The organism is Streptomyces sp. GbtcB6 (genome assembly GCF_019091475.1).
In the GTDB taxonomy this organism is placed as follows: Bacteria; Actinomycetota; Actinomycetes; order Streptomycetales; family Streptomycetaceae; genus Streptomyces; species Streptomyces hyaluromycini.
The window spans coordinates 496,086-510,076 of sequence record NZ_JAGXJL010000003.1; the positions used below are offsets into that span (position 1 = coordinate 496,086).

7 protein-coding genes and 1 pseudogene are annotated in these 13,991 nt (G+C 71.3%); all 8 read left to right on the forward strand.

The genetic code is table 11. The features are described 5' to 3' along the window. The first annotated feature begins 4 nt into the window (after positions 1 to 4). Positions 5 to 820 (forward strand): 5-deoxy-glucuronate isomerase, encoded by an 816-nt coding sequence (iolB, locus tag KVT45_RS07690; RefSeq protein WP_089105279.1) that lies wholly within the window; start codon positions 5 to 7, stop codon positions 818 to 820. Beyond that, on the forward strand, positions 817 to 2,688 hold the full coding sequence (iolD, locus tag KVT45_RS07695) for a 3D-(3,5/4)-trihydroxycyclohexane-1,2-dione acylhydrolase (decyclizing) (protein ID WP_217545727.1): 1,872 nt from the start codon (positions 817 to 819) through the stop codon (positions 2,686 to 2,688). Before iolB ends, iolD begins: the two co-directional genes overlap by 4 nt. A gap of 14 nt (positions 2,689 to 2,702) precedes the next feature. Continuing rightward, complete coding sequence (mmsA, locus tag KVT45_RS07700; protein ID WP_217545728.1) at positions 2,703 to 4,205, forward strand: CoA-acylating methylmalonate-semialdehyde dehydrogenase; 1,503 nt, start codon at positions 2,703 to 2,705, stop codon at positions 4,203 to 4,205. Between the two features lie 338 nt (positions 4,206 to 4,543). Further along, positions 4,544 to 5,941: an APC family permease gene (locus tag KVT45_RS07705; RefSeq protein ID WP_217545730.1), complete on the forward strand. Its 1,398-nt coding sequence runs from the start codon at positions 4,544 to 4,546 to the stop codon at positions 5,939 to 5,941. Between the two features lie 767 nt (positions 5,942 to 6,708). Further along, positions 6,709 to 9,357, forward strand: coding sequence for a CocE/NonD family hydrolase (locus KVT45_RS07710; RefSeq protein WP_217545731.1), 2,649 nt, complete (start codon positions 6,709 to 6,711; stop codon positions 9,355 to 9,357). Beyond that, complete coding sequence (locus KVT45_RS07715; protein WP_217545732.1) at positions 9,354 to 10,217, forward strand: ABC transporter permease; 864 nt, start codon at positions 9,354 to 9,356, stop codon at positions 10,215 to 10,217. Before KVT45_RS07710 ends, KVT45_RS07715 begins: the two co-directional genes overlap by 4 nt. Before the next feature lie 157 nt (positions 10,218 to 10,374). Beyond that, a pseudogene (locus KVT45_RS07720) lies at positions 10,375 to 11,874 on the forward strand (von Willebrand factor type A domain-containing protein). 125 nt (positions 11,875 to 11,999) lie between these two features. Continuing rightward, a complete protein-coding gene (locus tag KVT45_RS07725; RefSeq protein ID WP_217545734.1) occupies positions 12,000 to 13,910 on the forward strand; it encodes a long-chain fatty acid--CoA ligase in 1,911 nt (636 codons plus the stop codon). The last annotated feature ends 81 nt before the right edge of the window (positions 13,911 to 13,991 follow it).

The window sequence follows — 13,991 nt, forward strand, 5'->3', positions numbered from 1 at the left end:
CCTGATGACGACGAACGAGCTGCACCTGAGCAAGGGTTCGACCGCGAACGCCCAGTACGTGCTCGACATCGACCCCAAGCGGGCCGGTTGGGCGCACAGCAGCCTCCGGATCGTCGAACTGCCGCCTGGTGGTACCCACTTGTTCACCACCGGGGACAGCGAATGGATCGTGCTTCCGCTGCAGGGCGGTTGTACGGTGCAAACAGAGGGAAACGAGTTCCAGATCCTGGGCCGGGAGAGCGTGTTCAGCGGAGTCTCGGACTTCGTGTACGTGCCCCGGGACGCCCAGGTCCAGATCGCCTCCGGCGCGGGAGGCCGCTTCGCCCTGGCAGGAGCGAAGTGCGAGCGACAACTCCCCGCCCGCTACGGCCCCGCGCCGGAGGTCCCCGTCGAAGACCGCGGCAGCGGCACCAGCGCCCGCCAGGTGCGCAACTTCGCCTCCGCGGACTCCTTCGACTGCGACAAGCTCATCGCCGTGGAAGTCATCACCCCCGGCGGCAACTGGTCCTCGTACCCGGCCCACAAGCACGACGAGTACCGGCCCGGCGAGGAGTCGGAGCTGGAGGAGGTCTACTACTTCGAGATCGACGGACCGAACGGTTTCGGGTATCAGCGCGTATTCCCCTCCCGTGAGGGCGGTACGGACGTCCTCGCCGAGGTCCGCTCCGGCGACGTCGTGCTGGTCCCCGACGGATGGCACGGCCCGTCGATCGCGCAGCCCGGGCACGACATGTACTACCTGAACGTCATGGCGGGGCCGGGTGCGACGCGGGAGTGGCGGATCTGCTTCCACCCGGACCATACGGAGGGTTACCGATGACGATTCGGTTGACCGTCGCGCAAGCGCTTGTCCGCTTCCTCGCCGCCCAGTTCACCGAGCGGGACGGCGAGCGCCGCCGGCTGATCGGCGCCACCTGGGGCATCTTCGGCCACGGCAACGTGGCCGGCCTCGGCCAGGCGCTCGTCGAGTACGCGGACGACATGCCCTACCACCAGGGCCGCAACGAGCAGGCCATGGTGCACGCGGCCGTGGGCTACGCGCGTCAATCGAACCGTCTCGCCACGCACGCGGTCACCACCTCCATCGGCCCCGGCGCCACCAACCTCGTCACCGGCGCCGCCCTCGCCACCGTCAACCACCTCCCGGTCCTGCTCCTGCCCGGCGACGTCTTCGCCACCCGCCCCGCCGACCCGGTCCTCCAGCAGCTCGAGGTCCCGCACGCGGCCGACGTGTCCGTCAACGACTGCCTGCGCCCGGTGTCGAGGTTCTTCGACCGGATCAACCGCCCCGAGCAGCTGATCCCCTCCGCCCTGGCCGCCATGCGGGTGCTCACCGACCCCGTCGAGACCGGCGCCGTCACCCTCGCCCTCCCGCAGGACGTGCAGGCCGAGGCGTACGACTGGCCGGAGGAGTTCTTCGCCGAGCGGGTGTGGACCGTACGACGGCCCGGCGCCGACCCCGTCGAACTCGCCGCCGCGGCACGGGCGATCAGGAATGCCCGCAGGCCCCTCGTCATCGCCGGCGGCGGGGTCCACCACAGCCGCGCCGAGGCCGTCCTCGCCGAGTTCGCCGAGGCCACCCGCATCCCGGTCGCCTCGACCCAGGCGGGCAAGGGCTCCCTCCGCTGGGACCACCCGCAGGACGTCGGCGGCGTCGGCCACACCGGCACCGCCACCGCCGACGAGCTCGCCCGCACCGCCGACCTGGTGATCGGCGTCGGCACCCGCTACACCGACTTCACCACGGCCTCCGGCACCCTCTTCGAGAACCCGGACGTCCGCTTCGTCAACCTCAACATCGCCCCTTACGACGGCCACAAGCTCGCCGGTCTGCCCCTGGTCGCCGACGCCCGCGGCGCCCTCGCGGAACTGCGCCGGGCGCTGGACGGACACCGCACCGCCGACTCGTACGTCACCGAGTACACCGAGGACAAGGAGCGCTGGGAGCAGCGCGTCGACGCCTGCTACGAGGCCGAGGAGCCCGACGTCCGGCCGACCCAGCCGCAGGTCCTCGGCGCCCTCGACGCGCTGGTCGACGAGACGGACGTAGTAATCAACGCGGCCGGCTCGCTCCCCGGCGACCTGCACCGGATGTGGCGGGTGCGCTCGCACGACCAGTACCACCTGGAGTACGGCTACTCGTGCATGGGCTACGAGATACCGGCCGCCATCGGGGTGAAACTCGCGGCGCCGGAGCGGAACGTGTGGGCGCTGGTCGGCGACGGCACGTATCTGATGATGCCGACCGAGATCGTCACCGCCGTCCAGGAGGGGATAGCCATCAAGGTGCTGCTGGTGCAGAACCACGGCTACGCCTCCATCGGCGGCCTCTCCGAGTCGGTGGGCGGCGAGCGGTTCGGCACCGCGTACCGCTTCCCTTCGGACGACGGCACCTTCACGGGTGCCCCGCTGCCCGTCGACCTCGCCGCCAACGCCGCCAGCCTCGGGATGCGGGTGCTGCGCGCGAAGACTGTGCGGGACCTGCGCACGGCGCTCGCCGAGGCGCGGGCCGCCGACACTCCCACATGTGTCTACGTGGAGACCGAAACGGCCGACACTGTGTCGGGCCCGCCTCCCGCGCAGGCCTGGTGGGATGTACCTGTGGCCGCGACCGCGACCCGATCCTCCGCGGTCAAGGCACGTGAGCTCTACGAACGGCACGTCTCCACCCGGCGCCGCCATCTGTGAAGGAGTAACCGGTCATGACGAAGATCGTCAACCACTGGATCGGCGGCAAGACCGTCGAAGGCACGTCGGGCAACTACGGGCCGGTCACCGACCCGGCCACCGGCGCGGTCACCACGAAGGTCGCGTTCGCGTCGGTCGACGAGGTCGACGCGGCGGTCGCCGCCGCGAAGGACGCGTACCTGTCCTGGGGCCAGTCCTCGCTGGCCAAGCGGACGGAGATCCTGTTCCGTTTCCGCGCCCTGCTGGACGCGAACCGGGACGCGATCGCGGAGCTGATCACCGCCGAGCACGGCAAGGTGCACTCCGACGCCCTGGGCGAGGTCGCGCGCGGTCTGGAGATCGTGGACCTGGCGTGCGGTATCAACGTGCAGCTGAAGGGCGAGCTGTCGACGCAGGTCGCCAGCCGTGTGGACGTCTCCTCGATCCGGCAGCCGCTCGGTGTCGTCGCGGGTATCACGCCGTTCAACTTCCCGGCGATGGTCCCGATGTGGATGTTCCCGATCGCCATCGCGACCGGCAACACCTTCATCCTGAAGCCGTCCGAGAAGGACCCGTCCGCGTCGGTCAAGATCGCCGAGCTGCTGGCCGAGGCCGGGCTGCCCGACGGCGTCTTCAACGTCGTGCACGGTGACAAGGTGGCCGTGGACCGGCTCCTGGACCACCCGGACGTCAAGGCGGTCTCCTTCGTCGGCTCGACCCCGATCGCCCGCTACATCCACACCACCGCCGCCGCCAACCACAAGCGGGTGCAGGCGCTGGGCGGTGCCAAGAACCACATGCTGGTCCTCCCCGACGCCGACCTGGACGCCGCGGCCGACGCGGCCGTCTCCGCCGCCTACGGCTCGGCCGGCGAGCGCTGCATGGCCATCTCCGCGGTCGTGGCGGTGGGCGCGATCGGCGACGAGCTGGTGGAGAAGATCCGCGAGCGCGCCGAGAAGATCAAGATCGGCCCCGGCAACGACCCGGCCTCCGAGATGGGCCCGCTGATCACGGCCGTCCACCGCGACAAGGTCGCCTCCTACGTCACCGGTGCCGCCGCCGAGGGCTGCGAGGTCGTGCTCGACGGCACCGGCTACACGGTCGAGGGCTTCGAGGACGGTCACTGGATCGGCATCTCGCTCCTCGACAAGGTGCCCACGTCCGCGAAGGCCTACCAGGACGAGATCTTCGGCCCGGTCCTGTGCGTCCTGCGTGTGGAGACGTACGAGGAGGGTGTGGCGCTGATCAACGCCTCCCCCTTCGGCAACGGCACCGCGATCTTCACCCGGGACGGCGGCGCGGCCCGCCGCTTCCAGCTGGAGATCGAGGCCGGCATGGTCGGCGTGAACGTCCCGATCCCGGTCCCCGTCGGCTACCACTCCTTCGGTGGCTGGAAGGACTCGCTCTTCGGCGACCACCACATCTACGGCAACGACGGCACGCACTTCTACACCCGCGGCAAGGTCGTCACCACCCGCTGGCCCGACCCGTCCGAGGCCCCCGCGGGCGTCGACCTGGGCTTCCCCCGCAACCACTGATCCACCGAGCGTGACCGTTTGACCCCGCTGAGGCCGTCCGGATACCGGACGGCCTCAACTTTTTTTGTAAGCCGAGCTGCGGTTCTCGTTTGGACGGGATGAAACGGGTGACTTAAGTTCTTTGCGTTCATGACCTTCAAAAGCAAGGTCATGTGAAGCAGGGGCTTGATGATTGCCTCGCTTGGTCGCTCGACCCTACGAAAGCGATGTGATGGCCGTCGCTTTAAGGGTGCGGAATCCGAAGGTAAACGGCCATTGACGCAACGGTTTTCGTCGGGGTTCCATGCAGCACGGCCCAACCGCCGGAGGCATCCGCACGAGTCGATCGGAACCGCCGCATGACCGACACGCTCCGCCCTGTCGAGAACGCCGTCACAGAGGCGTCCGACAGCCCCAAGACGCTCAAGCGCTCCATCGGAGTGGTAGGCGGCACCCTCCTCACCCTCTCCTGCGTCACACCGGCCTCCACGCTCTTCGTGGTCGTCCCCGACCTGTTCGGCTCCCTCGGGACCGCCACCGCCCTCACGATCGCCATCGGCTCCCTCCTCTGTATCGCCGTGGCCTTCTGTTACTCGGAGCTGGGCACGCTCATCCCCAGCGCGGGCGGCGAGTACGCCATGGTCTCGACGATGGCGGGCCGCCTCGCCGGCTGGCTGGTCTTCGTCCTCTCGCTCCTGGTCGTGATGATCGTGCCCCCGGTGATCGCGATGGGCACGGCCGACTACCTGTCCCCGATCGTCCACCTGGACCCGGCCATGACCGGCGCCGGCGTGATGCTCCTCGCCACCCTCGCGGGCCTCCTCGACCTGCGGGCGAACGCCTGGATCACCGGCATCTTCCTGGTCCTGGAGGTCATCGCGGCGGGTGTGGTGGCCGTGCTGGGCTTCTCCCACAGCCACCGTGGGGTCGGCAGCCTGACCTCCATGCAGGTGGCGGACACGGGGGGCCACACCACCACGGTCACCGCCATGCTCGTCGTCTCCGGCCTGGCCATCGCCCTCTTCGTCACCCAGGGCTTCTCGACGGCGGTCTACCTCTCCGAGGAACTGGAGAACCCGCGCCGCAACGTCGCCCGCACGGTCCTCGCCACCCTCGCGATCTCCACGGTGATCATCCTGGTCCCGGTGGCCGCGATCACCATGGGCGCGACCGACCTCAAGGCCCTCACCGGCGGCGACATCAGCGCCATGGTCACCGCCTGGTCCAACTCCGCGGTCGGCACCTTCGTCAGCCTCTGCGTGGCCCTCGCGATCATCAACGCGGGCATCGTCATGGTCATCCAGAACTCCCGCGTGCTGTTCGCCTCGGCCCGCGACAAGGCGTGGCCGGCCCCGGTCAACAGCGCCCTCTCCCGCCTGGGCCGCTTCGGCTCCCCCTGGGTCGCCACCCTCGCGGTCGGCGTCCCCGGCGCCCTGCTCTGCTTCGTCAACCTCGACACCCTCTACGGCGTCACAGGTGTCTCGGTGACGGGCATGTACCTCCTCGTCGCCATCGCCGCCCTCCTCTCCCGCCGAGGCCACCACAAGCACACCCCCGCCTGGCGGATGCCGCTCTGGCCGGCGATGCCGATCGTCCTCATCGCCGTCCTCGCCTACATCCTCACCCAGCAGGAGACGACCTACCTCCTCTGGACCGGCGGCATCACAGCGGTGGCCACCCTCTACTGGGCCTTCTACCTCCGCCCCCGCAAGGACACCCACTGGGTGGTCTCCATCCCGGAGGACGCCCAAGCCTGAGCCCCCCCCGCCACCGGGCAGCGGCGGGACGGGGTGGGACGGCGGTGTTCGGTGGAGCGGCGGTGGCTTGTGGGTGCCGGGGAGGGCAGCCAACCCCAGGGGCGCGGGGAACTGCGCGCCCAGCCCCCACCGGCCCGCAGGGATCCACCGTCCGGTCCGGCACCGCCGGAGTCCGCCGCTGTGGCTGATCGCCGTTGCGGCGGGATCGGGGGAGCGGTGGGACGGGGTGGAGCGGCGGTGGCTTGTGGGTGCCGGGGAGGGCAGCCGACCTCAGGGGCGCGGGGAACTGCGCGCTCAGCCCCCACCGGCCCGCAGGGATCCACCGTCCGGTCCGGCACCGCCGGAGTCCGCCGCTGTGGCTGATCGCCGTTGCGGCGGGATCGGGGGGAGCGGCGGTGGCTTGTGGGCGCCGGGGAGGGCAGCCAACCCCAGGGGCGCGGGGAACTGCGCGCCCAGCCCCCACCGTCCCGCAGGGATTCACCGTTCGGTCCGGCACCGCCGGAGTCCGCCGTTACGGCGGGATCGGTGGAGCGGGATCGGGGTGGGGCGGCGGTGTTCGGTGGAGCGGCAGCGGGTTGTGGGTGCCGGGGAGGGCAGCCGACCCAGGGGCGCGGGGAACTGCGCAAACCCCCCGCGCCTCGTACCTGGCGTCAACCCGGTGTACCGCGGCCGAAGTACACGGCGACGTGCCCGTACTCCTCGGGGATGGCCGGGGGTTCACCCCACCGTCGGCATCGGATGTCGGTCCCGCCCCGTACCGTTGAAGCATGGATCTTCGACCCCCCGGCCTACGAGCCCTGCTTCGGCGGCCGCGGCGGCTTCTGGCCGCCGCGGCCGCCGTCGTCGTGCTCGTCGGCGCCGGCACGTGGACGGCCGTCGCCTCCGACGCCCCGCCCCCGGTGCGGCAGACCGACAAGGTCATGGCAGTGGACGGGGTGCGTCTCGACACCTCGTTCTTCACCACGGCCGGCACCGGCCGACGCCCCGCGGTCCTCCTCGCCCACGGCTTCGGCGGCAGCAAGGACGACATGCGCGCCGAGGCCGAGGACCTCGCCCGCGGCGGCTACGCGGTCCTCACCTGGTCCGCCCGCGGCTTCGGCAGATCCACCGGGAAGATCGGTCTCAACGACCCGAAGGACGAGGTCGCCGACGTCTCCCGGCTCATCGACTGGCTCGCGAAGCAGCCCCAGGTCCAGCTCGACAAGGCCGGCGACCCGCGCGTCGGCATGGCGGGCGGCTCCTACGGCGGCGCGATCTCCCTCCTCACCGCCGCCTACGACCCCCGGGTCGACGCCATCGCCCCCTCCATCACGTACTGGAACCTCGCGGACGCCCTGTTCCCGGACGGCGTCTTCAAGAAGCTCTGGGCCGGGATCTTCGTCAACACCGGCGGCGGCTGCGCCAACTTCCAGCCCGAGCTGTGCGCGATGTACAACCGGGTCGCCGAGTCGGGCAAGCCGGACGCGGCCGCGGTCAAGCTCCTGGAGGAGCGGTCACCGTCGGCGGTCGGCGACCGCATCAAGGTGCCGACCCTGCTCTTCCAGGGCCAGACCGACTCCCTCTTCACGCTCTCCCAGTCGGACGCGGCGGCGAAGGCGATCAAGGCCAACGGCGCCCCCGTCGACGTCGACTGGATCGCCGGCGGCCACGACGGCGGCGACCTGGAGACCAGCCGTGTCGAGGGCCGGGTGACGTCGTGGTTCGACCGGTACCTGAAGGGCGACAAGGCCACCGACACCGGCCCGGCCTTCCGGATCACCCGCACCGGAGGCGTCGACTCCACCGACGGCGCCGCCCAGCTGCGCGGCGCGACCGCCGACAGCTACCCCGGTCTGGAGAGCGACCGGAAGAACATCGCCCTGCGAGGCGGCACCCAGCGCGTCGACAACCCGGCCGGCGCCAGCCCGCCCGGTGTCTCCGCGCTGCCCGGCCTCGGCGGCGCCGGCGGCCTCGCCCAGCTCTCCTCCCTCGGCGTCGGCATCTCCCTCGACTTCCCGGGCCAGTACGCCCGCTTCGACTCGGCGCCCGTCACCGACACCGTCCAGATCACCGGCACCCCCACGGCCACCGTCCACATCACCTCCACCAGCGACGACGCCGTGCTCTTCGGCAAGGTGTACGACGTCGGCCCGGACGGCACCCAGCAGGTGCTGCCCTCCCAGCTGGTCGCCCCGATCCGTGTCGAGGGCGCCAAGGCCGGCAAGGACGTCACCCTCACCCTCCCGGCCATCGACCACGAGGTGCAGAAGGGCCACCGACTGCGCCTGGTCCTCGCCTCCACCGACCTCGGCTACGCCTCCCCGACCGCACCGGCCACCTACACCGTCTCCCTCAAGGGCGCCCTGAGCGTGCCGACGGCACCCCGGGTGGACACGGCCGCCGCGCCGCTGCCCGCCTGGGTGTGGTGGCTGCCGCTGGCCGGCGCGGTGGCCGCCCTGGCCCTGCTGCTCACCGGCCGCCGCCGTACCGCCACCCCGGCCCCTGCCTCCGCGCTCGCCGAAGTCCCGCTCCAGATAACGGACCTGAGCAAGCGCTACGCGGGCTCCGCGGACCGGTACGCGGTCCGGGAGCTGTCCTTCCGTGTGGAGAGGGGCCAGGTCCTCGGCCTCCTCGGCCCCAACGGCGCGGGCAAGACCACGACCCTGCGCATGCTGATGGGCCTGATCAAGCCGGACGGCGGCGAGGTCCGGGTCTTCGGCCACGCCATCCGCCCGGGCGCGCCCGTCCTCTCCCGGGTCGGCGCCTTCGTGGAGGGCGCCGGCTTCCTGCCGCACCTGTCCGGCCGGGAGAACCTGGAGCTGTACTGGCAGGCCACCGGCCGCCCGCCCGAGGACGCCCACCTCGACGAGGCCCTGGAGATCGCCGGCCTCGGCGACGCGCTGGCCCGCGCGGTCCGCACGTACTCGCAGGGCATGCGCCAGCGCCTCGCCATCGCCCAGGCCATGCTCGGCCTGCCGGACCTGCTCATCCTCGACGAACCCACCAACGGCCTCGACCCGCCGCAGATCCGCGAGATGCGCGAGGTGATGATCCGCTACGCGGCCGCCGGCCGCACGGTGATCGTCTCCAGCCATCTCCTGGCCGAGGTCGAGCAGTCCTGCACCCACCTCGTGGTGATGGACCGGGGCCGGCTCGTCCAGGCCGGTCCGGTCGCCGAGATCGTCGGCTCCGGCGACACCCTTCTCGTCGGCACCGGCACCCCCGTGGAGGAGCCGGTCGTGGAGAAGGTGGCCGCGCTGCCCGGCGTGGCATCCGTGACCAGTACGGACGACGGCCTGCTCGTCCGCCTGGAGCCCGGCGCCGGCGCCCCGGGCCTGGTCGCCGAACTCGTCCGGCTCGACGTTCCGGTGGCGTCGGTCGGCCCGCACCGCCGTCTGGAAGACGCCTTCCTGACCCTGATCGGAGGTTCCGCATGAGCACGCTCACCGAGAAAGCCGCGGTGGCCTCCGGCTACCGGGCGGGCCGCACCCTGCCGCTCCGCGTCGAGCTGGTCCGCCAGCTCAAGCGGCGCCGCACGCTGGTGATGGGCGGCATCCTCGCCGTACTGCCCTTCGTGCTGCTGATCGCGTTCGCGATCGGCGGCGATCCGGGCGAGCGAAACGGCCAGGTCACCCTCCTGGACACGGCCACCGCGTCCGGCGCCAACTTCGCCGCGGTCAACCTGTTCGTGTCGGCGGGCTTCCTGCTGGTCATCCCGGTCGCCCTGTTCTGCGGGGACACGGTCGCCTCGGAGGCCAGCTGGTCCTCCCTGCGCTATCTGCTCGCCGCACCCGTGCCGAGGGCCCGCCTGCTGTGGTCCAAGCTGGTCGTCGCGCTCGGCCTCAGCCTGGCCGCGATGATCCTGCTGCCGCTGGTCGCCCTGGCCGTCGGCACGGCCGCCTACGGCTGGGGTCCGCTCCAGATCCCGACCGGCGGCGCACTCGACACCGCCACCGCCACCCAGCGCCTCGTGGTCGTCGTCGCGTACGTCTTCCTGTCCCAGTTGGTCACCGCGGGCCTGGCGTTCTGGCTGTCAACGAAGACCGACGCCCCGCTCGGCGCGGTCGGCGGCGCGGTCGGCCTGACCATCGTCGGCAACGTCCTGGACGCGGTCACCGCCCTCGGCCACTGGCGCGACTTCCTGCCCGCGCACTGGCAGTTCGCCTGGGCGGACGCCGTACAACCGAACCTGGAGTGGTCCGGCATGATCCAGGGCACCGCGGTCTCGATAACGTACGCCCTGGTGCTGTTCGCCCTGGCCTTCCGCGGTTTCGCCCGCAAGGACGTGGTCTCCTAGGTCACCGGACGATCTCCCTCCGGCCTCGGCACCCCTGGTCCGTGGCCTCTTCGAGATCCATCCGCAACGCATCGGGGCGCACGTTCCGGCCCCCTGCGCCGTCAGAGTCGACGACAAGTCAGGAAGTCGACTCCGACCGGCACAGGGGGCACACGCGATGGACCGACACCGGACACGACGGCAGACGTACGGGGCGCTGCTCGCCCTCACCACCGCGGGCGCCCTGCTGCTGACGGGCTGCAGCGCGGACGAGAACCACGTGAACGGCCCGAACTACACGAGCGCCACCAGGGCTCCCGCCCCCTCCCAGGCCCAGGGCGACGAGACCGCCGCGCCCTCCGACCACCTCTCCACCTTCGCCCTCGACGTCGACACCGCCTCCTACGGCTACGCCCGCCGCACCCTCGCCGACGGCGGCCGCCCCGATCCCTCGACCATCCGGCCCGAGGAATTCGTCAACAGCTTCCGCCAGGACTACCGAACCCCCTAGCACAACGGCTTCACGGTCACCGTCGACGGCGCCCGCACCAGCAAGCCGAACTGGTCCCTCGTCCGCGTGGGCCTCGCCACCCGCCCAGCCGCCGACGACCCCGACGAACGCCCCCCGGCCGCCCTCACCTTCGTCGTCGACGTCTCCGGCTCCATGGACCAGCCGGGCCGCCTCGACCTCGCCAAGAAGTCCCTGGACACGATGACCGACCGGCTGCGCGACGACGACTCGGTCGCGCTCGTCACCTTCAGCGAACACGCCGAGACGGTCCTGCCGATGACCCGCCTCGGCGGCCACCGCGCCGAGATCCACGACGCGGTCGACGGCCTCGCCGCCCTCTCCTCCACCAACCTCGGCGAGGGCGTCGAGACCGGCTACGCCACCGCCGTCGAGGGCCTGCGCAAGAACGCCACCAACCGCGTCGTCCTCATCTCCGACGGCCTCGCCAACGACGGCGAGACCGACCCGAACGCCATCCTCAAGCGCATCGACGGCGACCGCCGCGAGTACGGCATCACCCTGTTCGGCGTGGGAGTGGGCAGCGACTACGGCGACGCCCTCATGGAACGCCTCGCGGACAAGGGCGACGGCCACACGGTGTACGTCTCCGACACCGCGACCGCCGCCGACGTCTTCTGCCGCCAACTCCCGCAGAACATCGACCTGGTGGCCCGCGACGCCAAGGCCCAGGTGGCCTTCGACCCGCACACGGTCGCCGAGTTCCGCCTGATCGGCTACCGGGACCGCAAGGTCGCCGACAAGGACTTCCGCAACGACCGCGTCGACGGCGGCGAGATCGGCCCCGGCCACACGGTCACCGCCCTCTACGCCGTCCGCACCAACCCCGGCACGGACGGCCACCTCGCCACCGCCACGGTCCGCTGGCTCGACCCCAACACCCGCTCCCCGCACGAGAACACGGGCTCGATGGAGACCGACGCCCTGCACAGCTCCGTGTGGACGGCATCGCCGCGCTTCCAAGTAACGGCGGTGGCGGCGTACTTCGCGGACGCACTGGCGGGCGGGGACTACAACATCCCGGGAAGTCCGGACCTCGGCAAGCTCCAGGCCCGCGCTGCGACGTTGGCAAGGACGACTGAGGACAAGGACGTCTCCGACCTCGCGACAGCCATTCGAGAGGCAGTCCATTCCAACACCGAGGGCTGACGCGCCCCTTCAGGGGCGCGGGGAACTGCGCGACCAGCCACAACGCACCCGTACCTGGCACACAACCGCACCCCTTACGGCGAGACCCATTGACCCACCCTTACTTCTGAGTAAGTTGACGCCCCATGAGCGTACGCAGCGACCTCAAACGAGCACGCCGGCGGACCGATCTGGCCGACCGGGGCAAGGTCGAGGTCATCAAGGACGCGAACGGTGTCGTACGGGAGGCGCACCGGCCGCCACTCGCCGCCCCGCTCACCACCGGCTCCCTCGCCGACCTCCCCTACACGAACGCGGCAGAGGAACCCCACGCCACGGCGATCCGCCGCCGCGAGGGCACCGTCACGGCGGCCGCGTTCGCCGCCCAAGTGACCTCCGTCGCCAAGGGGTTGATCGGCGCCGGCCTCGCCGCAGGCGACCGCGTCGCCGTGATGTCCCGCACCCGCTACGAGTGGACGGTCCTCGACTTCGCCGTCTGGGCGGCCGGCGGTGTGACCGTCCCGGTCTACCCCACCTCCTCCGCCGACCAGGTGGAGTGGATCGTCAGGGACTCCGGCGCCCGGCACGTCGTCACCGAGACCCCGGAGAACACGGCGACCGTCGCCACGGGCACCGCCGGCCACCCCGAACCCCCACGCGTCTGGGAGCTGGACGCAGGCGCACTCACCGACCTCACCACCCTCGGCCAGGACGTCCCGGACGAGGAGGTCACCAAGCGCCGTGGCACCCTCACCCCCGACACCACCGCCACGGTCTGCTACACCTCCGGCACCACCGGCCGTCCCAAGGGCTGTGTCCTCACCCACGCCAACCTGCACGCCGAGGCCGCCAACACGGTCGAGCTGCTGCACCCCGTCTTCCGGGCGGTCACCGGTCAGAACGCCTCGACCCTGCTGTTCCTGCCGCTCGCCCACATCCTGGGCCGTACGCTCCAGATCGCCTGTCTGCTGGGCCGGATCGAGATGGGCCACTTCCCGAGCGTGAAGCCGGACGAACTCCGGCCCGCGCTACGGGAGTTCCGGCCGACGTTCCTGGTCGGGGTGCCGTACCTCTTCGAGAAGATCCACGACACCGGACGGGCGACGGCCGAGAGGATCGGGCGCGCCGCCTCCTTCGACCGCGCCGAGCGGATTGGGGTGCGGTTCGCCGAGGCGTATCTCAGCAAGTTCCTCGGCACGGGGAAGGGACCCGGGCCGGGCCTGTACGCCGCCTGGGCGTTGTACGACCTACTGGTATACCGCCGTATCCGCAGGGAACTCGGCGGCCGGATGCGGTACGCCATCAGCGGCGGCTCCCCGCTCGACCGCGACCTCAACCTGTTCTTCCACGCGGCCGGGATCGTCGTCTACGAGGGCTACGGCCTGACCGAGACCAGCGCGGCCGCCACCATCGTGCCGCCGCTGGCGCCCCGCCCCGGCACGGTCGGGCAGCCCATTCCGGGGACGGCGGTCCGGATCGCCGACGACGGCGAGGTGCTGGTCAAGGGGCCGGTGGTGTTCGGGTCGTACTGGAACAACCCGGCCGCGACCGCCGAAGTGCTGCCGGACGACGGCTGGTTCGAGACCGGCGACCTGGGCGCGCTCGACGCGGACGGCTATCTCACCATCACCGGCCGCAAGAAGGACATCCTGGTCACCTCCGGCGGCAAGAACGTCTCCCCGGCCGTCCTGGAGGACCGGCTGCGCAGCCGGTCGCCGGTCGGCCAGTGCCTGGTCGTCGGCGACAACCGGCCGTTCGTCGCCGCCCTGATCACCCTGGACCCCGAGGCGGTCGCGCACTGGCTGTCCGTACGGAAGCTGCCCCCGGACACCCCGCTGTCCGAGCTGGTGCGCGACGAGCGGATGCGTGCCGAGGTGCAGAAGGCGGTCGACTACACCAACGAGGCCGTCTCCCGCGCCGAGTCGATCCGTTCCTTCGCCCTGGTCGAGGGTGAGTTCAGCGAGGACAACGGGCTGCTCACCCCGTCGCTCAAGCTCAAACGGCGCGCGGTGACGGCCCGCTATGCCGACGAGATCGAGGCGCTGTATCGCGGCTGACGCGGCATTTGCCGTTGCGCCGTCCGGATTCCCCGCGGTCACTCACTCGATCGGCCGTGCTCGCCTTGCGGGCTGGATCTG